General features: G+C 39.1%; 22 protein-coding genes. 19 read left to right on the top strand and 3 right to left on the bottom strand.

The window, feature by feature from the left end; genetic code table 11:
• Positions 1 to 2 precede the first annotated feature (2 nt).
• The 10 genes from mutL to glnA all read left to right on the top strand — a co-directional run bounded on the left by mutL (position 3) and on the right by glnA (position 12,673).
• Positions 3 to 2,165, top strand: a complete 2,163-nt coding sequence (gene mutL / locus PQ456_RS13050) for a DNA mismatch repair endonuclease MutL (protein WP_273612675.1) — start codon at positions 3 to 5, stop codon at positions 2,163 to 2,165.
• A 137-nt stretch (positions 2,166 to 2,302) separates the two neighbouring features.
• Positions 2,303 to 3,076, top strand: coding sequence for a class I SAM-dependent methyltransferase (locus PQ456_RS13045; protein ID WP_273612674.1), 774 nt, complete (start codon positions 2,303 to 2,305; stop codon positions 3,074 to 3,076).
• Positions 3,073 to 4,050 carry a tRNA (adenosine(37)-N6)-dimethylallyltransferase MiaA gene (gene miaA, locus PQ456_RS13040; protein ID WP_273612673.1) on the top strand — a complete coding sequence of 326 codons (978 nt, stop codon included), beginning with the start codon at positions 3,073 to 3,075 and terminating at the stop codon, positions 4,048 to 4,050. Before PQ456_RS13045 ends, miaA begins: the two co-directional genes overlap by 4 nt.
• 84 nt (positions 4,051 to 4,134) lie before the next feature.
• On the top strand, positions 4,135 to 4,374 hold the full coding sequence (gene hfq, locus PQ456_RS13035) for an RNA chaperone Hfq (protein WP_204823750.1): 240 nt from the start codon (positions 4,135 to 4,137) through the stop codon (positions 4,372 to 4,374).
• A gap of 184 nt (positions 4,375 to 4,558) precedes the next feature.
• Entirely contained in the window at positions 4,559 to 7,183 is a 2,625-nt protein-coding gene (locus tag PQ456_RS13030; protein ID WP_273612672.1) for a PBP1A family penicillin-binding protein, read from the top strand.
• Positions 7,184 to 7,288: 105 nt separating this feature from the next.
• The gene (locus PQ456_RS13025) at positions 7,289 to 7,837 is read left to right on the top strand and encodes a ribonuclease FAU-1 family protein (protein WP_204823752.1); all 549 of its coding nucleotides are present in this window, start codon (positions 7,289 to 7,291) and stop codon (positions 7,835 to 7,837) included.
• Positions 7,838 to 7,936: 99 nt separating this feature from the next.
• Positions 7,937 to 9,223 carry a GTPase HflX gene (hflX, locus tag PQ456_RS13020; RefSeq protein WP_273612671.1) on the top strand — a complete coding sequence of 429 codons (1,287 nt, stop codon included), beginning with the start codon at positions 7,937 to 7,939 and terminating at the stop codon, positions 9,221 to 9,223.
• Positions 9,224 to 9,434: 211 nt separating this feature from the next.
• The gene (locus PQ456_RS13015) at positions 9,435 to 10,688 is read left to right on the top strand and encodes a methionine gamma-lyase family protein (protein WP_273612670.1); all 1,254 of its coding nucleotides are present in this window, start codon (positions 9,435 to 9,437) and stop codon (positions 10,686 to 10,688) included.
• A gap of 209 nt (positions 10,689 to 10,897) precedes the next feature.
• Positions 10,898 to 11,311, top strand: a complete 414-nt coding sequence (locus tag PQ456_RS13010; RefSeq protein ID WP_017812459.1) for a MerR family transcriptional regulator — start codon at positions 10,898 to 10,900, stop codon at positions 11,309 to 11,311.
• 24 nt (positions 11,312 to 11,335) lie between these two features.
• Entirely contained in the window at positions 11,336 to 12,673 is a 1,338-nt protein-coding gene (gene glnA / locus PQ456_RS13005) for a type I glutamate--ammonia ligase (protein WP_273612669.1), read from the top strand.
• Positions 12,674 to 12,842: 169 nt separating this feature from the next.
• Here glnA and PQ456_RS13000 read toward each other — a convergent pair whose 3' ends face one another.
• Positions 12,843 to 13,322: a hypothetical protein gene (locus PQ456_RS13000; RefSeq protein WP_273612668.1), complete on the bottom strand. Its 480-nt coding sequence runs from the start codon at positions 13,320 to 13,322 to the stop codon at positions 12,843 to 12,845.
• 404 nt (positions 13,323 to 13,726) lie between these two features.
• On the opposite strand from PQ456_RS13000, the gene PQ456_RS12995 reads away from it, so the two are divergent.
• Positions 13,727 to 15,838 carry a CBM35 domain-containing protein gene (locus tag PQ456_RS12995; RefSeq protein ID WP_273612667.1) on the top strand — a complete coding sequence of 704 codons (2,112 nt, stop codon included), beginning with the start codon at positions 13,727 to 13,729 and terminating at the stop codon, positions 15,836 to 15,838.
• A 97-nt stretch (positions 15,839 to 15,935) separates the two neighbouring features.
• On the opposite strand, the gene PQ456_RS12990 is transcribed toward PQ456_RS12995, so the two are convergent.
• Positions 15,936 to 16,889 (bottom strand): AraC family transcriptional regulator, encoded by a 954-nt coding sequence (locus PQ456_RS12990; RefSeq protein WP_273612666.1) that lies wholly within the window; start codon positions 16,887 to 16,889, stop codon positions 15,936 to 15,938.
• Positions 16,890 to 17,149: 260 nt separating this feature from the next.
• On the opposite strand from PQ456_RS12990, the gene PQ456_RS12985 reads away from it, so the two are divergent.
• The 4 genes from PQ456_RS12985 to PQ456_RS12970 all read left to right on the top strand — a co-directional run bounded on the left by PQ456_RS12985 (position 17,150) and on the right by PQ456_RS12970 (position 21,585).
• Positions 17,150 to 18,547 (top strand): glycoside-pentoside-hexuronide (GPH):cation symporter, encoded by a 1,398-nt coding sequence (locus PQ456_RS12985; RefSeq protein WP_273612665.1) that lies wholly within the window; start codon positions 17,150 to 17,152, stop codon positions 18,545 to 18,547.
• 54 nt (positions 18,548 to 18,601) lie between these two features.
• Complete coding sequence (locus PQ456_RS12980; protein ID WP_273612664.1) at positions 18,602 to 20,578, top strand: glycoside hydrolase family 127 protein; 1,977 nt, start codon at positions 18,602 to 18,604, stop codon at positions 20,576 to 20,578.
• Between the two features lie 25 nt (positions 20,579 to 20,603).
• A complete protein-coding gene (locus PQ456_RS12975) occupies positions 20,604 to 20,840 on the top strand; it encodes a hypothetical protein (protein WP_273612663.1) in 237 nt (78 codons plus the stop codon).
• 274 nt (positions 20,841 to 21,114) lie between these two features.
• On the top strand, positions 21,115 to 21,585 hold the full coding sequence (locus PQ456_RS12970) for a hypothetical protein (protein ID WP_273612662.1): 471 nt from the start codon (positions 21,115 to 21,117) through the stop codon (positions 21,583 to 21,585).
• 118 nt (positions 21,586 to 21,703) lie between these two features.
• On the opposite strand, the gene lexA is transcribed toward PQ456_RS12970, so the two are convergent.
• Positions 21,704 to 22,330 (bottom strand): transcriptional repressor LexA, encoded by a 627-nt coding sequence (gene lexA / locus PQ456_RS12965; RefSeq protein WP_069325997.1) that lies wholly within the window; start codon positions 22,328 to 22,330, stop codon positions 21,704 to 21,706.
• Positions 22,331 to 22,597: 267 nt separating this feature from the next.
• Between lexA and yneA the strand changes: the two genes are divergently transcribed.
• From yneA to PQ456_RS12945, 4 genes are all read left to right on the top strand, one after another.
• A complete protein-coding gene (yneA, locus tag PQ456_RS12960) occupies positions 22,598 to 23,158 on the top strand; it encodes a cell division suppressor protein YneA (RefSeq protein ID WP_273612661.1) in 561 nt (186 codons plus the stop codon).
• 169 nt (positions 23,159 to 23,327) lie between these two features.
• Positions 23,328 to 23,528, top strand: coding sequence for a DUF896 domain-containing protein (locus PQ456_RS12955; RefSeq protein ID WP_273612660.1), 201 nt, complete (start codon positions 23,328 to 23,330; stop codon positions 23,526 to 23,528).
• A 192-nt stretch (positions 23,529 to 23,720) separates the two neighbouring features.
• On the top strand, positions 23,721 to 24,242 hold the full coding sequence (locus PQ456_RS12950) for a methyltransferase (RefSeq protein WP_273612659.1): 522 nt from the start codon (positions 23,721 to 23,723) through the stop codon (positions 24,240 to 24,242).
• Between the two features lie 92 nt (positions 24,243 to 24,334).
• A complete protein-coding gene (locus PQ456_RS12945) occupies positions 24,335 to 25,132 on the top strand; it encodes an HAD family hydrolase (protein WP_273612658.1) in 798 nt (265 codons plus the stop codon).
• The last annotated feature ends 18 nt before the right edge of the window (positions 25,133 to 25,150 follow it).

The following is a 25,150-nucleotide window of genomic DNA, read 5'->3' as shown; positions in this document are numbered from 1 at the left end:
AGATGGGTCAAATTCGTGTGTTAGATGAACATATTGCTAATCAGATTGCCGCAGGGGAAGTTGTAGAACGTCCAGCTTCTGTTGTAAAAGAATTGGTTGAGAACGCCATAGATGCTAAGTCTAGTCGTATTGATATTCATATTGGCGAAGGTGGACTTGAATATATTCGTGTGCAAGATAATGGGCAAGGGATCGCCGCAGATGATTGTGAGACTGCCTTTTATCGTCATGCCACAAGTAAATTAACCGATGATCGTGATCTATATCAAATTACAAGTCTGGGCTTTCGTGGTGAAGCTTTACCGAGTATTGCCGCTGTATCCAAAGTAGAATTGCTATCCAGTGCTACAGATGATGGTGCAGGAAGACGGCTAGTGATTGAAGGTGGCACACTCAAAGTCAATGAAGATGAAGCGGCGCCGCGTGGTACAGATTTTCGTGTGAATTCATTATTTTATAACACACCGGCACGATTGAAATATATGAAAACAGTGCAAACCGAACTTGGACATATCTCTGATGTTATGTACCGGATGTCGTTGGCTCATCCTGAAATTGCTTTTACGTTTCGGCACAATGGTAATCTGTTGCTCCAGACGCCGGGCACAGGGGATATGCTACAAGTGATTGCGGCAGTCTATGGTACTTCAGCTGCCAAAATGGTCTTGCCATTAGAAGGTGAAAATCTGGATTATCAGATTGGTGGTTATATAGGACGACCTGAAATTTCCAAATCTAGTCGCAATGCGATGTCTATTGTAGTGAATGGTCGGTATATTCGTAATTATGCAGTCAATCAAGCGATTTTACGTGCATATCATACATTATTGCCTATTAATCGGTATCCATTAGCTGTATTGCAATTAACGATGCATCCTTCATTAGTAGATGTGAATGTACATCCATCTAAAATGGAAGTGCGCTTTAGTAAAGAAGCCGAATTAATGTTGTTTGTAGAAGAAGCGATTCGTCAGACATTGCGTAAAGAGATTTTGATCCCACATGCAACCAAGCAGACGATTAAGCGTGGCAATAGTGAATCGATTATACAAGAGCAATTTAATTTTACCAAAGCACCTGTGGAATACTTGGAACCGCAACAAAATACTCATAATCCAAGCCATAGTTCAAGCGAATTGGGTGATCTGGATGCACCGTATATTCCGCCATTTACAGATGCAGATCTACCACCAGAATCTAAAATTCAGTCTCCTTCTGTTTCAAATGAAGAAGATATAACGTATAAGAAAAAGGAACAAACTATTGCACCACATGTGCAGGAAGACAGAAAAGAGTTACCACCTGTTCAAGCTACATCATCTAATAAAGCCAGTTCGTCTGTTTTAGATCAGCCGTCTTATGCGCCGCCTGCTTATACGGCTCCGATCCAGACACAGCCTGCTGAGCAAATTCAAGAACACAGTCACACAGGGCAATATCAGAAACAGAATGCAACAGCTTCCAAAAGTACGGCTAGTTCATCTGCAAGACAAGCACCACAACGACCCAATTATAACAACAATAACAATCGTAATTTTAGTGCGGAATTGTTATATGGCACTGCTGAAGAACCAGAGATTCCGCAATTTCCAGATATGACTTTGATCGGTCAGCATCATGGTACGTATCTGGTCGCTCAAAATAACGAAGGATTATTTCTGATTGATCAGCATGCGGCTCATGAACGAATTAATTACGAATTTTATTATGAAAAATTCGGTCGCCCTGAAGAGGTATCGCAAGAACTGTTGTTGCCAATTACGCTTGAATTTACTTTAGCAGAAGCCAATAAGCTGAAAGACCGATTGCATTGGTTTGAGCGGGTAGGGGTGTATTTAGAGCATTTTGGTGGTCAGACGTTTCGAGTAACAGCTTATCCATACTGGCTTCCTAAAGGCGAAGAACAACAAGTTATAGAAGAGATGGCAGAATGGGTGCTTAGTGAACGAGCGATTGATCTAGCGAAGTTACGGGAGCAAGCTTCTACATTGTGTTCTTGCAAAGCTTCGATCAAAGCCAATCAGAAGCTAACCGAGGCTGAAGCACAATCGTTACTGGATCGTCTGGCGACCTGTCGTCAGCCATATACATGTCCTCATGGACGTCCAATAGTGGTTTCTTTTTCTTCGTATGATCTGGAAAAAATGTTCAAACGTGTGATGTAATGCAGAGTTATGGTATTATGGCATACAATAACTAGAATGATTTGTATGATGCATATACTCATACTGAACAATCTGGAAGTGCATTCGAAAGTGAATGTAGATTTGTATTTTTAAATGCTGGAATGGAGAAAAACAGAATGATGATTACAACTGGCGATGATGCCGCAACTTATACAATCCAGCGTGCACAAAAGCTGGCGGCGGAATTTGCTGTTCCTTATATTAAGCGTGCAGGGCGCTCTATCCCCAAGCTAGCCTCTACCTATAATGAGACTGATTTTATCGTACTGGTCGAGCAAGAAGTGCGGATTATGCGTCCAGGGGAGCCTATTATGCAGTTTCACCCTAGTATGGCGTACGTCAGAGCCAAGCGCTTGCTCAAAGGGGAAGCAGACCCGATGATCACTCACTCGCTGATAGAGCCTGGAGATCATGTGATCGATTGTACAGCAGGACTAGGATCAGATTCTCTTGTATTTTCACTTTATACAGGTGAGCGGGGAAAAGTAGTGGCGTTAGAAAGTTCGATGCCACTTGCAGCTTTGCTGACTGAAGGACTTCGAAGTCATGTAACGGCTCTCGAAGCTGTTAATGAAGCGATGCGTAGAATCGAAGTGATTCAGCAAGATCATGTGACGTATTTAAGCAACCAACCCGATAAAAGTGTAGATGTGATTTATTTCGATCCGATGTTTCGTGAAGCGGTACATCAGTCGGCTGCGATCGCACCTTTGCGAGGATTTTCCAATCATAATGCGTTAACAGAAGAAGCGGTTAAGCAAGCGATTCGAGTCGCTCGTAAGTCTGTTCTGCTCAAAGAAAAATGGGATAGTCCAGAATATGAACGGCTTGGATTTAAGCGAATACAGCGCAAAACATCAAAAATTGAATACGGAGTGATTTATCCATGACCCAAACGGTTAAAAAACCAAGGCTACTGGTCCTAATGGGTCCAACAGCTGTTGGTAAAACTGGAATCAGTATAGAAATTGCCAAAACATTTGGCTGCGAAATTATTTCAGGTGATTCCATGCAGGTCTACCGTGGTATGGATATTGGGACAGCCAAAATCAAACCGGAAGAAATGCAAGGAATTCCTCATCACTTGATCAATATTCATGATCCTCAAGAATCCTTTTCAGTGGCTGAATTTCAACAGCGTTGTCGCAAATTGATTCCAGAGATAACAGCTAGAGGGAATCTTCCTTTTATTGTAGGGGGAACCGGGTTGTATATTGAATCAGTATGTTTCGAATTTGAATTTAGTGAAAATGGAGCTGATGAAGCATTTCGTCAGGAACAGGCGGCGTATGCGGAGGAGCATGGCGCTCAAGCGCTCCATGACCGCCTAGCAGAGATTGATCCACCTTCTGCCAAACGATTGCATCCTAATGACCAAAGACGCGTAATCCGCGCTCTGGAAGTGTATCATATGACAGGAGTCAAACTTTCCGATCAATTATCGGGGCAAAATAAGCAATCTCCTTACGAGTTATGTTTTGTAGGTTTGACAATGGATAGGGAAATGCTATATAAACGTATTGAAGCCCGTATAGACCAGATGCTAGAAGAAGGGCTGGTTGAAGAGGTAAGAAACCTTTTGAATCAAGGGTATACCCCCGGAATGGTCGCAATGCAGGGGCTAGGATACAAAGAGATTGCTGCTCATCTTGCAGGTCATGTATCGCTTCAAGAAGCAGTAGTGCTGCTGAAAAGAGATACGCGTCGTTTTGCAAAAAGACAGCTTTCCTGGTTCCGTCATATGAATAATATTCATTGGGTTGATGTTAGCGATGTGGACAGAAGCGACGAACATACCCGTGAAGTTCATAATATCATAGCAGGAACATTCCCTGCGGATATGGAATATACATCAACAACCTAAAAACATTGATTACACTGAGATTACATTCTTACATGAATTGAGCATTTTCAATGCTGAATTAATAATCACTTGGGGGTACGGCTAATGAATAAGTCTATTAATATTCAAGATACGTTTCTAAATCAATTGCGTAAGGAAAATATTCCAGTGACTGTTTATCTGGTCAACGGTTTTCAAATTCGTGGTACGATCAAAGCTTTTGATAACTTTACCATTATGGTGGATAGCGATGGACGTCAGCAAATGATCTACAAACATGCTGTATCTACATTTACACCATCACGTAACGTATCCCTAATGCAGGATAATCAAAGCGACAACTAACATTAAAATGAAACTTTTTATGCTTCAACATCGTCTAACTATAGGACAAAGAATCGGACAACCTGTTCTATAGGTTGTTCTTTTCTTTCTAGCGTTAGGCATCACAGAACGACGTCTATACTTCAAAATCATTTGCTGTATAAATGATGTAAATTGTTTTACTGAAAGGGAGTCAGAACGAAAAATGCCAAGACAGCAGCTATCCCGCAGTGACAAAAGTAAGCCGGAAACAAGAACAAGACCGGGACAGTCCAAGCCAACACCAAAAAAGAAAAAGAAAAAAATAACAGGTAAACGTGTATTTTGGACATTATTTATTGTCGCTGCTTTGGGCGTATTTTGTGCACTAGCCGGTTACATGTTTATTATGGTAAGTGGAGAAAAAATCTATCAACAAAACATTAATAAATTAGCGATTAACGGCCCTACACAAATCTTTGATCGCAACGGCACATTGATTCAAGAACGCTCTGTGAGGACAGGTGACCCTGTACAATACGATGAAATTCCGAAGTTGCTTGTGGATGCTTTTGTAGCAACAGAAGATCGTCGCTTTTTTGAACATCAGGGTGTAGATATTTGGTCAATCGGTCGTGCAGCTGTTCGTGACGTTGTAGCACGTTCTGCTGTAGAAGGCGGAAGTACGATTACACAGCAGTTAGCGAAAAACGTATTTTTGAATGATGACAAAACGTTTTTCCGTAAAGCAACAGAATTATCGATTGCTTTAGCGATAGAACGCAAAATGACCAAAGAAGAAATTATTACGACGTATTTAAATCGTATTTTCTTTGGTAAAGGTGCTTACGGAATCAAAGAAGCATCAGAAACGTACTTTGGTGTAACAGACTTGAACAAATTAAAAGTATGGCAAATTGCTACACTTGCAGGTCTACCTAAAGCTCCATCACGTTACAATCCACAATCGAATCCTGATCTATCGAAAGAACGTCGTGGCGTTGTACTGCAATTGATGGCAGATCAAGGGTACATTACACAAGCAGAAGCTAAAGAAGCAGCCGCAGTGGATTATAAATACAATTCTTCTGCCAATGATAAAGATAAAAATTATGAAGCATTTATAGAATATGCTATGCAAGAAGCAGAAGATGTAACAGGTTTAACATCGGATGATTTGAACCGTGGTGGATATAAAATCTACACGACCATGGATGCCAAAGCTCAACAGAACTTGGAGACTTCGTTTAAAAATAACGACCTCTTTGAAAAAAGTTCAGATGATGTACCTGTTCAAGGATCAATGGTTATCGTCAATAACGATACCGCAGGTATTGTAGCGTTACTCGGTGGACGTAACTACAACACAGGTAATTTCAGTCGTGTGACTAGTCGTAGACAGCCAGGTTCAGCATTTAAACCTATTATTTCATATGCACCTGCATTGGAATCAGGGAAATTCAATCCTAATTCATTATTAAGTAATGAAAAGCAATGTTTTGGCAATTACTGTCCAACGAACTTGCATGGATATTCATCTACAGTAACGATGGATGAAGCGATTCAAGATTCGATTAATATCCCAGCAGTATGGACACTGAATCAGATCGGTATTGATTCAGGGCTTGCTTTTGCCAAATCGGTAGGATTCTCGTTAACAGATCAAGATCGCAATTTAGCGCTTGCGCTAGGTGGATTAAGCACAGGAACCAATACGTTAGAGATGGCACAAGCGTATCGTACATTTGCAGATGGAGGAACGTATACTCCTGCTTATGCTGTGAAAAGTATTGTCGATAGCGGTGGCGATGAAATTTACAAAAATAAAGCAGATACTTCGCAAGTCATGAGCAAACAAACAGCGAATGAAATGACTCAAATGTTACAAGATGTTGTTAATGATGGTACAGGTAAACGTGCTCAAATTAACCGTCCGGTAGCAGGTAAAACAGGTACAACTCAGCATGGTATCGAAGGATTCAGAAGTAGTGCGAACCGTGATGCTTGGTTTGTCGGTTATACCAAAGAGTGGACAGCCGCTGTATGGATGGGATATGACAAGCCAGACCGTACCCATTTATTGAATGAAAGTAGTGGAATGGCAGCAGCGATGTTTGCAGCGGTTATGGGGCCTTCACTTGAAGGATATCCAGTACAGCAATTTGAAGCTCCTACACCAAGTGCTCCTGTCGAGCAACCGGTGGAAGAAGAACCGGAACCGGAAGTATCTGCTGTAAGCGGTATGGCTGCTTCTTATGATAAAGATAATCAAGTGGTTGCTTTATCTTGGAAAGCTTTAGAAAATGCCAGCTCGTATACTGTTTATCGTAAAGGTAGCGGAGATGGTCAATTTACCGCGATATCTAGCGGATTAAGTGATACTTCTGCTCAAGATAGCAGTGCAGCTCCGGGACAAACGTATGAGTATTATGTAACAGCTACGATGAAAGATGGATCACAATCGGATGCGTCAGATACGGTTCAGATTACAGTCGATGAAGCAACAGAGACACCTGCTGAACCAGAAGAAAATCCAGAAGGTGGTGTAGTGCCGCCAGAAGGTGAACCAACGACTCCACCAACAGGTGAAGAAGTACCGGGTACAGACAATGGTACAGGAACGGATCAAGGCACAGGAACAACACCAACAGATCCGAATACTGATCAAGGTACAGTTCCACCAGATGGAGGAACAACAACACCGGATGGTAGTACAGATAGTGGTCAAAATGGAACAACACCACCAGCCACTCCTGACACCACAACACCAGGCACAACTACAGATCCAGCAGCAGGAACAACCGAGGGTACAACATCACCACCGACGACTGCACCACCGTCTACCCCTTAAATCGGTTATCAGAAAAGCCTCCAGTGATATAATTGGAGGCTTTTTTTGAGTGCGTGGCGCAAATATGCTATTCTGAAGTTACTTTGTTGGGAAAGGGATACTTCCATGAAACGTAAATTTGCGGATCGAGCGAACTGGCGGAGAGTGATTCAACGTAATTACTCTAGACGCTATGTAAACAATAGTTTATTTACAGGGTATGTCACGCTGTACCGTATGAATCGTTTACGTGAACCCTTATATAAAATATATGGAGGACGACGATTCTGTATTGCAGCAGCAGGTTATTCGTGGATGCAATATTATCCAGAACATGCGAACTATGTAGTCACTGCAATGTTTGATGATAAGCGTGAAATTATCGAATGGTATATTGATATTTGCAAAACGCAAGGATTAACAGATCAAGGTGTACCCTGGTTTGACGATCTGTATTTAGATATTGTAGTAATGAAAGACGGTCAAGTGTTTTTGCTCGATGAAGATGAATTAGATGATGCGTTACGCAAGCAGATTATTACAGATCAAGATTATGAATTAGCTCAACAGACAGCTCAAAAGTTGCTAGTACAGATCGATGCTCATGCTTTTCCTTTGTTTACCTTATCGATCAAGCACCGGCAAAGTCTATTTGGGAAAGACAGTAATTCATGATTTGATATCAAAAAATGTGATAAGTATGTTAACATGACCATTATAAAGCTTAATATACCAATAAGAAGTAGGTAAGATTACAAGGAGCGGGATATACAAATGAAAAACGAAACTCATGGTGTAGAAATAGAGATTCAACCTAGAGCTATTTTAGTTAGTCTGGTTACTCAGAATGACAAGCGCGCAGGTGTCAATGCAGATGGATCGATGCAAGAATTAGTAAGCCTTGCCAAAACAGCAGGGGTAGAAGTATTAGAACAGGTAATCCAGAATAAAGAAAAACCTGATTTTAGATGGTTTATCGGTAAAGGGAAAGTAGAAGAAATTCGCATTTTGATGGATTCTTTAGATGCCAATAGCGTTATTTTTGACCAAGAATTATCTGGAGCTCAAGTACGTAACTTAGAAGCTGCTTTAGATGCCAAAATTATTGACCGTACCCAATTGATTCTGGATATCTTTGCACAACGTGCCAAAACGCGTGAAGGGATTATTCAGGTCGAACTTGCGCAACATAGCTATCTATTACCACGATTATCTGGACAAGGAAGTAACTTATCTCGTCTAGGTGGGGGTATTGGTACAAGAGGCCCCGGTGAAAGCAAGCTAGAGACGGATCGCCGTCATATTCGTACGCGGATTACTGACTTGAAGCGCCAGCTTGAAGAAGTGACACGTCACCGTACATTGTACAGAGAGCGCCGTAAAAAGTCTGGAGCTGTACAAGTGGCTTTGGTCGGTTATACCAATGCAGGGAAATCGACATTGCTCAAACAGTTAACCGATGCAGATGTATATATTCAAGATCAGTTATTTGCTACGCTAGATCCAACATCGCGTAATTTGGATCTGCCTGGTGGCAAAACAGTCGTATTAACCGATACGGTAGGTTTTATTCAGAATCTACCTCATGATCTGATTGCAGCGTTCCGAGCAACACTCGAAGAAGTAAATGAAGCAGACTTGATTTTACACGTTGTCGATGCTTCTTCAGAGATGAGAGACGAGCATATGAAAGTAGTCGATGATCTTCTGCAAGAATTAGGTTCTGATACGAAGCAACATGTTGTTTTATATAACAAAACGGATATGTGTACACCGGAACAGTTAGAAATGTTACCCGATGATGAGACACATATGCGGATCAGTGCTTACAAAGAAAGTGATCTGGAGCGCATTTTGAATGTTATTCAAGATCAATTAGCTGGAGGCATCAAAACGTATCGTATTCCGGCAGAACGTGGTGATCTTATTTCACAACTCTATCAGTTTAGTAGTGTATTGGAACAAGAGTACGAAGAAAACGAAGCTTTAATCAAAGTCGAAATTAATGCTGTCGACTACGAAAAGTACGGTTATCGCTTACAAGAATATGAAATAAAGTGACAAAATTACGACAATTGTATAATAGACTTCCCTTCATCCTACCGTTACGTGTAAAATATGAAGCGCGAAAGTTTACATTTTAAATGTTTATATTGTGGATTTCGGACCTTAACGGTAGTCAATGCTATCGCTAATCAACAATTGGATATAAATTTGTGGAAGCCTGCCAGAGATTATTACGGCGGGCTATCACTATGGGGAGAGACAAGGTATGGCAGTTTTTGATACACAGATTCAACAATGGTCAGAACAAGCACAACAACTTATCGGACAAGCAATACAAGCAGTCGATCAGATTGTAGATGCCAACCAATGGAAAGTTATAGAAGCTTTTCAAAAATATCGGGTTAGTGATTATCACTTTGCAGGTTCGACTGGCTATGCGTACAATGATAGAGGTAGGGAAGTTTTAGAAAGTGTATATGCTGAAGTATTTGGTAGCGAAGCAGCTCTAGTGAGACCTCATTTTGCTTCTGGAACGCATACGATTGCGACAGCAATGTTCGGCATTTTGCGTCCGGGCGATGAATTACTTTACATTACAGGTAGACCTTATGATACGTTACATAAAGTCATTGGCAAGCCGGGAGATGGAACAGGATCTTTAGCTGATTTTGGTATTACGTATCAAGAAGCAGCTTTGGATGAAGCAGGGCAAGTCAATTGGGCGACCGTCAAATCGCTTGTTCATAGTAAAACCAAAATGATCGGAATTCAGCGTTCGCGTGGATACGATTGGCGTGCTTCTTTTACTATAGAAGACATAGAAGCAATGGTTGTTCAGATTCGTGAAATCTGTCCGCAAGCTGTTATTTTTGTAGATAACTGTTATGGCGAATTTACAGAAACTCGTGAACCTACTGATGTTGGAGTCGACTTGATGGCAGGTTCTTTGATTAAAAATCCGGGTGGAGGCTTAGCAGAAACAGGTGGGTATATCTGTGGTAAGCAAAAGTACGTTGATCTGGCAGCTTATCGTTTAACAGCACCGGGTATCGGTGGCGAAGTAGGAGCGATGTTAGGTACAACCCGCAGTATATATCAAGGGCTATATATGGCTCCTACGATTGTAGGGCAAGCGGTTAAAGGAAGTATTTATGCGGCCGCTATGTTTGAATTGGCTGGCTTCAATAGCAAACCAGCATGGCAGGAGAAACGTACCGATCTCATTCAAGCCGTTTCTTTCAAAGATGAACATCAACTGATTGCTTTTGTACAGGGTATTCAGCGTGCAGCCGCGGTAGATAGCCATGTAGTACCAGAACCGTGGGATATGCCAGGATATGATCATCCAGTCATTATGGCGGCAGGTACATTTATTCAAGGTGGTAGTCTGGAATTATCCGCAGATGCTCCGATTCGTGCACCTTACATTGGATATATGCAAGGTGGACTTACCTTTTCTCATGTGAAGCTGGGTGTACTAATGGCGTTACAGACGATGCATGAGCGCGGCTTGCTATAACGTATTTCAATATCAAGCAAATGTAAAATAGTAAAGACTTCTTCAAGAAGTTTGTAAAATATCACTTATTTAAAGTGCTATTATCATGAGTATGTTAGTGTTTTATAAAATTATTGTAAGTTAAGTTAACATGTTATTGACGCTTTATATCAGGATATGTACAATAGGTAACAGAATAGTGAATAGATTAGTGGAAGGTTGATGAATATATGGGTGATGAAATTCGGAGAAATATGGCGCTGTTCCCTATAGGGATTGTTATGAAATTGACGGATTTGTCTGCAAGACAGATTCGCTATTATGAACAGCATAATTTGATCGTACCTGCACGTACGTCAGGTAATCAGCGTTTATTTTCTTTTAATGATGTAGAACGTTTACTTGAAATTAAAGCTTTGATTGAAAAAGGTGTGAATATCGCTGGTATCAAGCAAGTGATGAATCCGGTATCGAAAGAATCGGAAGAAGCTACTGTGATCACAGCAGATACAGAAGAACGTCGTAGGGAATTGTCAGATTCCCAACTTCATCGTATGCTTAAGCAGCAGCTTGTCACAGGCAAACGCCCGGGACAAGTATCGCTTATCCAAGGGGAATTATCCCGATTCTTTAACAAAAAATAAATAGCGTAAAGAGGAGAGGGTAGCGTGAGTTACAAAAGTTATACAAGAGAAGACATTTCGCGCATAGCGAAAGAGGAAAATGTACGATTTATCCGTCTGCAATTCACCGATTTGATGGGCACAATCAAAAACGTGGAAATTCCAGTAAGTCAATTGGAAAAAGCATTGGATAACAAAATGATGTTTGATGGTTCTTCAATCGAAGGTTATGTACGTATTGAAGAATCAGATATGTATCTGTATCCTGATTTAGACACTTGGGTTATTTTCCCTTGGGTAACAGAGAATCGTGTAGCACGTCTGATTTGTGATGTTTACATGCCAGATGGTACACCATTCGCAGGAGATCCGCGCGGTATTTTGAAGCGCAATCTAAAAGAAGCAGAAGCACTAGGATTTACAGCAATGAATGTAGGACCGGAGCCTGAATTCTTCTTGTTCCGTACTGATGCAAATGGTAATCCTACAGACGAATTGAATGATCAGGGTGGATATTTTGACTTGGCTCCTATGGATCTAGGTGAAAACTGTCGTCGTGAGATCGTAATTACACTTGAAGAAATGGGCTTTGAAGTTGAAGCATCTCATCATGAAGTAGCTCCAGGGCAACATGAGATCGATTTCAAATACACCAATGCGCTTCAAGCAGCAGATCAAATTCAAACGTTCAAATTAGTAGTTAAAACGATCGCTCGTCAACATGGACTACATGCTACATTTATGCCTAAGCCTTTATTTGGTATGAATGGATCAGGTATGCACTGTCACCAATCGTTGTTCCAGGGCGATGTGAATGCTTTTTATGAAGAAAGTGATGAGTTGGGTCTAAGCCAAACAGCACGTTATTATATGGCAGGTATTCTGAAGCATGCTCGTTCAATGGCTGCTATCACGAATCCTACGGTGAACTCTTACAAACGTCTTGTACCGGGTTATGAAGCACCTTGCTATGTAGCTTGGTCTGCAAGTAACCGTAGCCCGATGATCCGTATCCCGGCTTCTCGTGGTCTGAGTACACGTATCGAAGTTCGTAATCCAGATCCAACTGCTAACCCGTATCTTGTTTTAGCAGTAATGTTGAAAGCTGGTCTTGATGGAATTGAACGCAAGTTGAACTTGCCAAAACCAGTAGATCGTAATATCTATGTGATGTCTGAAGACGAGCGTATTGACGAAGGTATTCCTAGTCTTCCAGGCGACTTGAAAGAAGCATTGCACGAATTATTGCGTGACGAGATCGTTGTCTCTGCACTTGGCGAACATGCTCTTGCTCATTTCTATGAGTTAAAAGAAATTGAGTGGGATATGTACCGGACTCAAGTGCACCAATGGGAACGTGACCAATACTTGACGATGTATTAATACCTTTAAACCCTTGATGCTACCAGCATTGAGGGTTTTTATTTTGTGGCAAGCTATATCATTTATGGCGCATCTTTTAATCAATGCCCACAAAATATTTATTGATCTAAAGTCTAACAGACTTAATAAAGTAAAAAGGACTCCCGCCCGTAATGGTCAGGAGTTCTTTTTATTGATGATAGTTTTTTCTCCAATCGATAAAAACTTGTTCATAATCAACTTGATCAGGAGCAGAAGTAGATAACTCTTTTTGTGTAACTATATCTTCAAATGTATCTCCATTAGTATCTATTCCTTGATCCCTAATAGAATATTCATGTGATTTTGCTCGCTCTTTCTCTAAAAATGTAGAATTATCAGTTAAATCATACATAGTATGATCTGGTTCTGGCATCTTCATATTATTTAATTCTTTTTTTATATTCTCATTCGCTATTTTAAGTAAAACTTCTAAATCTTTATCATTTGGTTTATCAATCTGAGCCAATCTAAAGTAATGAAGAGCAGCACGATAGTATTCATTTTTCATAGCTGATTTTCCAGAATTCATATTTTTGCTAAAATCATCTTCATTTTGTTGTCCTGTATTTGAGAGTGAAGAACAACCGCATAATGTAAATACAAGTAACAAAATAACAACAAATTTCATATCAATTCTCCTACCTGTAATATTATCCAATATATTACTTATAATAAACGATAACAATTAAAGTAGATAGGAGAATAAAACGGTAATTCTCTGAGTGATCATATAAGTAGATCTCTTAAATTGATCAAGCATGTACAAAAGCCAAGTTTATAATATGAAAAAGTACAGATTATTTTCTGGTATCCATTCACAACATCACTTACATATCGCCACATCTTATTCAATAAGTCGGTAATTTACACTCTTCCTACGTTTTTTGGAGTTTACTCAGAAATGGAAAACCAATAACCTTATAGTGTAAGTTATAACTTGATCTAATCGATACCAACGGTGGCCACCGTATTTTGAAAGCGTTCTATTTTGCAGAATTAGTTTCAAAATATGATGAGAAAAGGTGATGAGAATTGAAAAAGTTAGCGGTTTTATTAAGTGGGGCACTTTTACTGACTGTTTTTCCTATTGCACCTGTACCCGCTACAGCAGCAGTGCCAGCGACATTTACAGTAGATCTAGCTAACCAATATCGACCGGTTACTCATGTAGCTTCTGGTTCATTGTATGGATTAGCGGAAGAAGGTAGACCCGCAGACAATCTAATCGCTCCGACCAAGCCGAAAATGTTTACACAAATGGCTCCAAATGGTGGTCAATTGCCTAATGGTGAAACAACACCTATTGGCGATGCACTCAAAGTAGCACCGATCGCTGAACGGAATGGAGCACAAGTGACAATACGGATGCCAGATATTTATCCGAATTTCCCGTATCAATGGGTAAGTTGGGACGATTGGTATCAAAAAGTAGATAGTATTGTAGATGCAAGATTGAAGTCAGGTGCTACAAATATATACGGATATGAATTGTGGAATGAACCCGATGGTACATGGAATACCGGAGCAGCAGGTTCATTTAACGAAGGTTGGAAAAAAACATATTTGCGAGTCAAAGCTAAAGATAAAAACACCAAAATCATAGGACCAAGTATTACTCATTACAACGAAAGCTGGCTGAGAAACTTTTTGACGTATGCAAGAGATAACAATGTATTACCTGATATTATATCGTGGCACGAATTAGGAGCGCCGGAAGGTGAATATTTAGATGGCCCTGCACCGCAGTACATTTCGAATCATATGAAAGCTTATCGTGCTTTGGAAACAGAGCTAGGGATCAAGCATGTACCGATCAGTATTAACGAATATGGAGTCGTATCGGAACAAGCAGTTCCAGGCAATATGACGCGGTATATCGCTCAATTTGAACGTTCTGATGTGGATACAGCGAATATTGCATTTTGGTTCCGTCCAGGTCGTCTAAGCAACCTTGTGACAGACAAAGGAGCAGCTAATGGTGCATGGTGGTTATACAAATGGTATGGTGACATGTCTGGTCAGATGGCGATGACTACACCTGCTAATCCAACGGCTTTGGATCTAGATGGTATTGCTAGTGTAAATAATGCCAAACAACAAGCAGATGTGATCGTAGGCGGAGGAAATGGCAATCGAAATATAGTCGTTAAAGGATTCGCTTCATTACCGTATTTCTCAGGTAATGCTCATGTCAAAGTAGAAAGCACCCCATGGTATGGAGTAGATACCGCAGTAAGTCAACCTACTAATGAATTTGAAGGTGATTTTACGATTGAAAATGGACAGATTTCTGTTCCGCTTAGTCAGTTAAAAGAATCTTCTGCTTATCGATTGGTGATTACTCCGGGCAAGCAATCATCGATCAGTCGTTATGAAGCAGAAAATGCAACTATTGCTTCAGCTAACATTTTTAACAACCCGAATGCTTCTAATCGGAAATATGTTGGTACGATAGACAATCAAGATAGCTCTGTTCAATTTACAGTAAATGCTCCTGTAGCTGGTAATTATAATCTGAAGATTGGATATGCGAATGGTACAAACGCTCAATCTACACAAGAATTAAGTGTCAATAATCAAGCGTCTACAACTATTCAATATCCGACAACAGATGGTTGGTTATCTCAAGGAAATAGCAATACGCTTCAGACTTCAGTTTCTTTAAAAGCAGGCAGTAATACTTTGAAATTCAACAAAGGAAAAACAGGTTATGCAGAGCTTGATTATATCCAATTACAACCTGTAGGTGATTTCAAAGTAAGAATAGAAGCCGAAGATGCTAAAATTAATGATGCAACAGTATCCAGAAGTTCATTTGCTTCTAATCGTCAATTTGTAGGCAAAATAGATAATCCAGATAGTTCTGTATCGTTCTCAGTCTATGCTCCAGCAAGTAAAACGTATCATATGGAGATCGGTTATGGTAATGGAACCACAGGAAACTCGACTCACAATCTATCGGTAAACAATCAAGCATCTACTGTTATTACGTATCCAAAAACAGGAGGTTGGATTGCGAATTTACCAAATGTAGGTACACGCCAAATTATGACGGTTCCTGTAACATTGAAACAGGGAGAAAATACGATCGTATTTAAAAAAGGTACTAGCTATGCAGAACTTGATTATATTGAAGTGAAATAATTTTATTACAACATACAAAAACCTTGTTCACCCTATTCGATAACAGAATAGGAGAGCAAGGTTTTTGATGTGAATTCTTATTGTTATGATTGTTTATCTATTCAGTAAGAAGATGCTTAGGTATAGGAATATCAGGATCTACAGTCACTGTATTGATATAGGTATTTGTGTACGTATCACGGAACTGTGTAGGTGTCATGCCGACGTAATTTTTAAATAACTTCATCATATACTTCTCATCTCGAAAATGTAGTTCATAAGCAATTTCTTTGATCGATGAATTAGTCGTACATAATAGTTCTTTGACCAGACTGAGCTTGAGTGTATTAATATAACGAATAGTACTCATACCTAGATTTTTTTTGAATAAACGGGTTAAATGATCAGCGTTGAAGCAGAACGTATCCGCTACTTTCTGTACGGTAAGATCATGATAAATATTCACCCGAATCCATTCTAAAATTTGCATAAACTTCTGATTGTATTCTTTGTGCAATAGTTCATTATGAATAAGAGGTTGTAGATACTTATCTGTTAATTCGATCATAAGCTCAGTCACCAGATAATCGACAGCATATGTGCTGTAATACGAAGTGTTAGATGTATCCAGAATCTGCTTCATCAGGATAATAGGCTTGTCGAGATAAGGTAATGAAAAGAAGTCAGGTAAGCATACATAAGGATTAATCTCATTTTTCTGTTCCGTAATCATAGTACCAAACAAATGATTGATAAATTCATCTCCTGATTCTGTTTTGGTAATATCTCGAGGAAAGAAATGTAACCAAAAAAAGCTAGCTCCTGCTGTGGAAGCTTGATAACCAAAATATTCTACATCTGGCTTAATCAATAACACGTCTCCATGCTTAATTTCATACTGTGTTTCTCCAACTTGAAGATAGACAATTTCTTTTAAACCAATAATGATTTCGTAATCTTTTTCAAGCTTCATTTTTTTGTGTTGCCAGCCTTCATCACTTACAAATTGTCCACATTTAAAATAGGCAAGAGGACGCTCGATATTTATTTTTGAAATCGGTTTGAGCAGCATATGTAATCACTCCTTATCGAAAAGTCAGTTTTGGATAGGAAAAGTCGGATTTGTTAACCTTAGTCATATTCATTACGAATAACTTTCACTTTGAAGGTAGTATAGCACAATTTTATATGAAAATAATTAATTTTTTAAATATCTCAACGAGTCGGAAATAGAAACCTTTCCTACGAAATCCTAAGTTTATCTTCTTTTCGTAAGCGCTTACTATTAGATAAAGAAATCATCACTATTTGATTGAATCAGGAGGTTACATTATGGAGTCTACACCTCAATCTTCGCCAGAGCCTCAAACCACTCTTCTGAATGATAAAGTTCCTTTTCATCGCAGAATTAGTTATGCGCTCACAGATACAGGTGGCAATTTGTTGTACAGCATTATTGGTGCTTACTTGCTTTATTTTTATACCGATGTATTTGGCTTATCGGTTGGAGTAGCAGGTACTTTATTGTTGGTAACACGATTAGTGGATGCAGTGGATGCACCACTATGGGGGATTATTGTCGATCGTACCCGATCCAAGTATGGTCAAAGTCGTCCTTATTTTTTGTGGCTATGTTTTCCTTTTGCAGTATTTACAGTATTGACGTTTACCACTCCAAACTTGGATGGGACATGGAAAGTCGTTTATGCAGCGGTTACCTATATTTTAGCAGGGATAGCTTATACCGGAATTTCAACACCGATCACTTCGATTTTGCCAAATTTGAGTAGAAATACCGATGAGCGAGTAGTGTTGAACTCATTTCGGATGGTAGGCGGAAATGTTGGTAATTTTGCAGCAGTCACATTTACTTTGCCATTAGTCGCTTTTTTTGGAGCAGGTAATGATCAGAAAGGATTTTTTTGGACACTTTGCGTATTTGGGATAGTATCTATCATTATGTTTTTGATTGCTTTTGCTGATCTCAAAGAAATCAATACCGAAAAGATCAAAACGATTCCGTTCAAATCAAGCTTTAAAGCGATGAAAGGTAACTGGCCCTGGATTATTTTAGTAATCGCTAATTTACTATTCTGGATCGCTTTAACGATTCGTACCTCTACATTAGTCTATTACTTTGAATACAATATCGGTCATAAAGAGTTAGTGCCATTGATTAACGGAATTTCAGTCATTCAAGTGATTGGTATGGTATTGATTCCGTTTATCGTAAAATTTTCTAACAAATATTCAACGATGATTTTTGGCTTTGTGTTAGCTGTTTTGGGACAAATTGTACTCTTTTTTGCAGGAGATCATATCAGCTTTTTGATTGTAGGATGGATTATTGCTTGTATTGGATCAGGTATTGCTTGCTCGATGCCTTTTGCAATGTTATCGGACACTGTCGATTATGGCGAATGGAAGTCAGGTCTACGTGGAAGTGGGATTTTAACAGCAATCGGTAGTGCTTTTTGTATCAAAGCAGGCTCAGGATTAGGAGGATTTATTCCTACACAATTTATGTCATCTTTCGGTTATGTGCCTAATGTTGCGCAGAGTACACAATCGCTATCAGGTATTCAATTTGTGTTTATCTGGTTGCCTGCTATCGTATTTGCACTAGGAATTATCCCAATGTTATTTTATCGACGTTTTGAAAAAAATGAAGGCTATATTCGCAGACAGTTATTAATTAAAGAACACCATGCTGAACCGCAAGTGAAATAAATATTCGGTTTATAGACGATCATAGAGTATCTACCATAGGAGGAGAGACATACGATGTCATTACATTTACAATCACTTACAATTACAGATCAATTCTGGTCTCATTATCGGGAGCTTGTCCGTACAGAAATGATTCCTTATCAATGGAATGTATTGAATGATAATGCTGATATTACGATCGAAAAAGAAAGAAATGATAACAGTATTCCGTCTGAAAAAAGTCATGCTATCGAAAACTTCAAGATTGCTGCTGGATTGAAGCAAGGTAATCACTATGGTTGGGTATTTCAGGACAGTGATGTATACAAATGGCTGGAGGCGGTGGCTTACTCATTATCTATTCATGCGGATACTGAATTACAAGAATTGGCTGACGGGGTGATTGATCTTATTGCTTTAGCGCAAGAAGAAGATGGTTATCTCAATACGTACTTCTCTATTGAAGAACCAGAGCGCAGATTCAAGAAGTTGGCTGAAAGTCATGAATTGTATTGTGCAGGTCATTTTATCGAAGCAGCAGTTGCTTATTATGAATCGACTCATAATGAAAAAGCGCTCCAGATTGCTTGCCGATTAGCGGATTGTATAGATGCTTCTTTTGGCAAAGGAGAACATCAGATTCAAGGATACGACGGTCATGAAGAAATAGAGCTGGCGTTGACCAAATTATATTCACTGACAAAAGAACAACGTTATCTGAATCTGAGTCGTTATTTTCTGTATGAGCGAGGAACCGATACTACCTTTTTCGCCAGACAACAGACAGAAGACACAGGAACCAAGCCAGTTATAGCAGGCATGAGTCATCGTCCACTAGAGTATTATCAAGCTCACCAACCGATTTTGGAACAACAGACCGCAGAAGGGCATGCTGTTAGACTTGTCTATATGTGTGCAGCTATGGCAGATGTTGCTTTATTAGCAGGCGATACCGCAATGTTAGAAGCTTGTCGTCGCCTTTGGAAAAATATGATTACCAAACGTATGTATATCACCGGCGGTATAGGATCAACAGTAGACGGAGAAGCATTTACACTGGATTACGACTTGCCTAATGATACGATGTACTGTGAGACATGTGCTTCGATCGGATTAATCTTCTTTGCTTTTAATATGCTCAAAAATGAAGCACGTTCTGAATATGCCGATGTGTTAGAGCGAGCATTATACAATACAGCTATTGGCGGTATGGCACTGGATGGCAAACATTTTTTCTATGTGAATCCGTTAGAAGTACGTCCAGAGAACAGCCGTAAAGATCCGGGAAAAAGTCATGTGAAATTTACACGCCCCGAATGGTTCGGCTGTGCTTGCTGTCCACCGAATCTAGCAAGATTATTAACTTCACTTCATAAATATATATATACGGTTCAATCAGAGCAAAAAGCGATATATACGAATCTATTTATTACAAGCACAGCAACATTAGAGATAGATCATCACAAAGTACAGCTTGAACAAACAACGAATCTACCGTGGGAAGGTCATGTTTCGATTGTGACACAGACAGAACAACCAACTGCTTTTACATTGGCGCTCCGATTGCCTTACTGGGCAGATGATTATTCATTGATAGTCAATGGAGAGCATATAGAAGCGGAAAATATTAACGGATTTCTACACATTGATCGTGTATGGCAGTCTAATGACAAGATCGAGTTTGTTTTACCGATGGAGATCAAACAATATACCGCACATCCGCTAGTCAGAGCAGATATTGGCAAAGTAGCTATAGGACGTGGCCCGTTTATTTATTGCGCTGAAGAAGTAGATAATGGAGAGCATTTGCATTTAATTCAGTTAAATAAAGATCAGACCTATCAATATACATTTGATCCACAGTTGCTAGGAGGCATAGGTACGATCCATGTAGAGGCACGTAAAAGAATCATTACTTCTCAGTGGGAAGATGTATTATATGCTTCTCAAGCAGCTACCACGTATGCTCCTACAACATTACGACTTATTCCTTATTATTGCTGGGCTAACCGACAATCTGGTGAAATGCGTGTATGGCATAACCAAACATAATCAACACTGAAAAGGAGAGTGCCTGATGAAATCAAAAATGAGAATAGATCCTGAGAAATTTGCGTATACTGTCATTTCAAGTTATTCATCAGATAAAGATAATGCCGAAGCAGTGGCTAAAGACCATCTAGGTGTATTTTTAAATGCTTATTTTCTAGCTGAAAAGTTCAATACACTTGAAGCCCAATTGGCTGAAAAAGCAGAAAGTAAAGATTTCAAAGCATTACTTGCCAAACTAATGGATACAAAGCTGTTTGGATAAATGTAGCTTACTATTAAAAAAATATAAGATATTTAGTAATTATTTGGCATTAAAAGGTATCAATTTCCTATTATTAGGTTATGATGAAGAAATCACATAATGAATTAAGAGGAGTGACATTAGAAATCAAATAAAAAAATTAAGAGCATATCAGCAAAAGTACCGTATTCAGCTTGTACAAAAGGCATCCAATAAGTAGTAGAGGGTTAGATAAAAACGTTGCAATTTGGGTACTCAATATGTTCAGTCATTACAGTTAAAGGAGGTAGCAATTATGAGTTGGATTGAATCTGCGGTAATACGTGCACAGGAAGAGAAAGCAGAGAACGCAAAAGCTTTTTCATATTCTTTAAAAATTCATGAGCATTTTTTAGAACATTGTGAAAATTTATGGATGAAATTTTCTACCATTTTAGAAGAGATCAAAAAACATTTTAAAGAAGATTGCAGTATTCAGAAAGATGAAAATCAACTGGTTATTACAATTGCACTCGTTGTCATTACTATAACTGTAGTTAAAAAAAATGTACGTGAACATTATTATGGAGAAGCTGATCTCAAATACAAATGCTCTCATGATTCTGGAAAACCTAAACTTGCGGTAGAATTATTGTACTTGAATCCAACAGAGCATCCTGTATGGATGTACAAAGTTTTACAAGGCAAAGAAGAGATTGAAGTTGCTTTTAGTGAAGTAGAAGCCGAACATGTAATTAAAACTGCATTGTGGAGATATGTACAATAATTACATTGTGCTGAATCTAAATAAATTAAATTATTCTCATATAAATAAGAAAAAAGACCGCTACTAGAAAGTAGCGGTCTTTTTCTATCTTCTATGAACTGTAACGTACAGTAGTGATTTAGTGCAAGTTACGGAACAATCCTACAACTTTACCCAAAATCGTAACATGTGTCAGACGAAGTGGCTGATACATTGGATTTTCTGGTTGTAGACGAATATGATCTTTTTCTTTATAGAACGTTTTGACAGTTGCTTCGTCGTCTTCTGTCATGGCTACAACAATATCGCCATTATCAGCGGTCTGTTGTTGACGTACAATTACGTAGTCACCATTATAGATTCCTGCTTCAATCATACTGTCTCCAACTACAGAAAGCATAAATACTTGTCCTTCACCTGTAAAATTCTGTGGTAGAGGGAAGTAATCTTCAATATGTTCTGTAGCTGTAATCGGAACACCGGCGGTTACTTTTCCAATAATAGGAACACGAGATACCGTTTGAGCGAAAAGAATATTACTTTCAGACTCTTCTTGACCCAACAACTCGATGGCACGAGGTTTGGTCGGGTCGCGTCGAATCAGTCCTTTTTTCTCCAAACGATCCAGATGACCATGTACAGTAGAACTAGAAGCAAGACCTACAGCTTCACCAATTTCACGTACAGATGGCGGGTAACCTTTAAGTTTGACTTCATTTCGGATAAATTCCAAAATGGCCTGTTGGCGACTTGAAACTTTTGACATACCTTATCAACCCCAATGCTAGTAACGTTTGGCAAAATTATAACATAGAACTACCGTTCGTACAAACATAAGTTCTAAAATTTGTATATTTATTTTGTTATTCATTACTTTTTGTAGTCTATTCATCGTATAAGAGGCATAATCTATAGTCTAAAAGGTGCAATAAAAAACGCGAACGAAGGTTCGTAAAAAACTATTGAGTAAAACATATGTTCGTGTTATAGTGAATTTAAGAAAACAAGAACAAATGTTTGGAGCGTGATGACAATGTTAAAATATACTACATATCGTAGCATCCACAATCAATCTGAAGATGGTGAACAACAGATTGATACATCTGGATCAGATATACATCATACATCAACAAGTTATTCGGAGAAACAATCACAGCAAGCAGCTATTCATGCCACACGAGCGGACAAAGATGTAGTGGTGGATGAGTGGACATATTTGCCGAATGTGCAAAAGATACGTAAACCAGCTCAACCTAAAGGCAAAAAAACATTACGTCAAAAAACGCTACATCTTATTCAAAGCACAGCCCAAAAAGTGAAGTGGAAATCCGGCGGACGTTTAATGGTATGTTTTGTGTTTGCAGGTGTATTATTATACGGTGGAGTAATTCATAACTTTGTAGTAGCAGACAAAGTAGAAGGCCCTGCACAAAAAGTTGTTGTTCATTCAGGGGATAGCTTATGGAGTATCGCTAGTGAATACAAATCAGCCCAGACAGATACACGTGACTATATAGCAGAGATTCGTAGTGAAAATCAATTAACTACAAGTGAGATTCAAGCAGGCGATGTTCTGGTAATTCCTTACGATTGATTTACATGTTCTCTAAATATATTTATGGTATAAATGATATCACTAGATAAGCACATATATTCATTAAGTGGGATGAAAGTTTGTTAAGATCTGTTGATCTTGACAAGCTTTTTTTTACATGTCAAAGTTAGTGATGGTCACAAGATGATTACTTACATGGAGGTTAGTTATGGATATCGATACACTCATTGCACGTATTAATGAATTAGCTCGTAAGAAAAAAAGTTCAGGTCTTACAGCCGAAGAAACTGTAGAGCGTGACGAGTTACGTGCTATTTATTTAAATAATATTCGCAGTAATTTTCGTCAACAACTAGATACAATTGAATTTGTAGAAGATACAGAACAAGCGGATAATACCAAAAAATAGTCAGCACTAGAATCATGTAACAGCTTTAATAAATACAAAGAAGTGAACTAACCCAAGGGTGCTCTAGCTGTTATTACAGAGAGCATCCTATTTTGCTATGGAAATTTAGGGCTTGTTCTGGCATGATAAGATAGAACGAAGTCTTCTGCTTTTGTTGTAAGGCTTACATTATCTATTAGGGGGAAACAAAGTATGTCCCGTTCCTGGGAAAGGCAAGTTCGACGCAATTCAAAGCAAGTTAATGCTGCACGTAGAAAGCAAGGTCAATCTTCTATCGGTGGCAAAACCAGTATTTCCGAATATACAGCGTATAAAGGAAGAAACATTGTTTTTCCAGCTGCTCTAATTATATTGGGAATTATTTATGCAGTGATGGGTATTATGTATCCAACAGCTGATGGTTTTAGCGTGATCTTTATCGTTACTGTAGCTTTGTACATTTTACTTGGCGTAATGCTTTATTTCCGCAAACCGTACTTGAAAATTGGCAGAGATTCATTGATCACTACCAAATTTAATCGTGATCGTCTCATCTCTTCTTCTCAAGTGAAAAGTATTCGCCTTCAAAAAGGTTATGTAGTGATTGAACATAGCTCTAAAGGTGGAAGCTGGGTATTCTCACGCACATTAAACCGTTATGATACAGATGCAATGAGCGAGCACTTACGCACATTTGCTGCACAACACAAAATTTCGATTCAAGAAAAAGCTTAAGCTTTTTGGAGATCGATCGTTATATATGCTATCTAATCTAAATATCTATTATCATAATTAAAGTCATTATGATCGTTGAGGAGGTACAGGCAGTGAGTATTGAAGCGGTTTTGTTTGATCTAGATGATACGTTATTATGGGATGAACGCAGTATAGAAGAAGCTTTTGCAGAGACATGTCTTGTGGCTGAGCAAGCGACAGGTGTTGATCCTATAGCTTTGGAAGAAGCAGTACGCCGAGAAGCGAGAGCACTGTATGAATCCTATGAGACTTTTCCTTTTACACAATGGATTGGAATTAATCCGTTTGAAGGCTTGTGGGCTCAATTTTCCGCAGGCGAACAACCTGAATTCCGTCAATTGCAGAAGATTGCACCGACATATCGCAAAGAATCGTGGCGTAAAGGTCTAAGTGCAATGGGGATCGAAGATGAAGCTTTAGCACTCCAACTGTCTGATCGATTCGTACAAGAACGACGTAATCGTCCGCATATCTATGAAGAGACATTTCAGATTTTGGATGAATTACAAGGCAAGGTCAAGTTATTGTTGCTTACCAATGGTTGTCCGGCGTTACAACAAGAGAAGTTAGACGGTGTACCCAAGTTAGCTCCTTATTTTGATCAGATCGTTGTATCCGGTGCATTTGGTAAAGGTAAGCCTAATGCAGAGATTTTTGCACATGCACTTGAATTATTGGATGTGAAGCCAGAGCAAGCGTTGATGATCGGAGACAAACTGACTACAGATATCAAAGGTGCATTAGCAGCAGGAATCAAGTCGGTATGGGTGAACCGTAATGGTAAAGTCAACGATAGTGAGATTAAGCCAGATTACGAAATTACACGTTTAACCGATATTCATCAGATTACGACTCAGTTGGTATCATAAACTATATTTTCACCAAAT

It is taken from the genome of Paenibacillus kyungheensis, from assembly GCF_028606985.1.
In the GTDB taxonomy this organism is placed as follows: Bacteria; Bacillota; Bacilli; order Paenibacillales; family Paenibacillaceae; genus Saccharibacillus; species Saccharibacillus kyungheensis.
This window is presented reverse-complemented; position numbering and strand designations above follow the sequence as displayed.

What these genes read in the sequence shown, in the direction of transcription:
- PQ456_RS13030 (WP_273612672.1), top strand. Translation starts at nt 4,559, where the DNA reads ATGCCAAGACAGCAGCTATCCCGCAGTGACAAAAGTAAGCCGGAAACA.
- yneA (WP_273612661.1), top strand. Translation starts at nt 22,598, where the DNA reads ATGTTAAAATATACTACATATCGTAGCATCCACAATCAATCTGAAGAT.
- miaA (WP_273612673.1), top strand. Translation starts at nt 3,073, where the DNA reads ATGACCCAAACGGTTAAAAAACCAAGGCTACTGGTCCTAATGGGTCCA.
- hfq (WP_204823750.1), top strand. Translation starts at nt 4,135, where the DNA reads ATGAATAAGTCTATTAATATTCAAGATACGTTTCTAAATCAATTGCGT.
- PQ456_RS13025 (WP_204823752.1), top strand. Translation starts at nt 7,289, where the DNA reads ATGAAACGTAAATTTGCGGATCGAGCGAACTGGCGGAGAGTGATTCAA.
- hflX (WP_273612671.1), top strand. Translation starts at nt 7,937, where the DNA reads ATGAAAAACGAAACTCATGGTGTAGAAATAGAGATTCAACCTAGAGCT.
- mutL (WP_273612675.1), top strand. Translation starts at nt 3, where the DNA reads ATGGGTCAAATTCGTGTGTTAGATGAACATATTGCTAATCAGATTGCC.
- PQ456_RS12985 (WP_273612665.1), top strand. Translation starts at nt 17,150, where the DNA reads ATGGAGTCTACACCTCAATCTTCGCCAGAGCCTCAAACCACTCTTCTG.
- PQ456_RS13000 (WP_273612668.1), bottom strand. Translation starts at nt 13,322, where the DNA reads ATGAAATTTGTTGTTATTTTGTTACTTGTATTTACATTATGCGGTTGT.
- PQ456_RS12975 (WP_273612663.1), top strand. Translation starts at nt 20,604, where the DNA reads ATGAAATCAAAAATGAGAATAGATCCTGAGAAATTTGCGTATACTGTC.
- PQ456_RS12970 (WP_273612662.1), top strand. Translation starts at nt 21,115, where the DNA reads ATGAGTTGGATTGAATCTGCGGTAATACGTGCACAGGAAGAGAAAGCA.
- lexA (WP_069325997.1), bottom strand. Translation starts at nt 22,330, where the DNA reads ATGTCAAAAGTTTCAAGTCGCCAACAGGCCATTTTGGAATTTATCCGA.
- PQ456_RS12955 (WP_273612660.1), top strand. Translation starts at nt 23,328, where the DNA reads ATGGATATCGATACACTCATTGCACGTATTAATGAATTAGCTCGTAAG.
- PQ456_RS12990 (WP_273612666.1), bottom strand. Translation starts at nt 16,889, where the DNA reads ATGCTGCTCAAACCGATTTCAAAAATAAATATCGAGCGTCCTCTTGCC.
- PQ456_RS13015 (WP_273612670.1), top strand. Translation starts at nt 9,435, where the DNA reads ATGGCAGTTTTTGATACACAGATTCAACAATGGTCAGAACAAGCACAA.
- PQ456_RS13010 (WP_017812459.1), top strand. Translation starts at nt 10,898, where the DNA reads ATGGGTGATGAAATTCGGAGAAATATGGCGCTGTTCCCTATAGGGATT.
- PQ456_RS13045 (WP_273612674.1), top strand. Translation starts at nt 2,303, where the DNA reads ATGATGATTACAACTGGCGATGATGCCGCAACTTATACAATCCAGCGT.
- PQ456_RS12950 (WP_273612659.1), top strand. Translation starts at nt 23,721, where the DNA reads ATGTCCCGTTCCTGGGAAAGGCAAGTTCGACGCAATTCAAAGCAAGTT.
- PQ456_RS12980 (WP_273612664.1), top strand. Translation starts at nt 18,602, where the DNA reads ATGTCATTACATTTACAATCACTTACAATTACAGATCAATTCTGGTCT.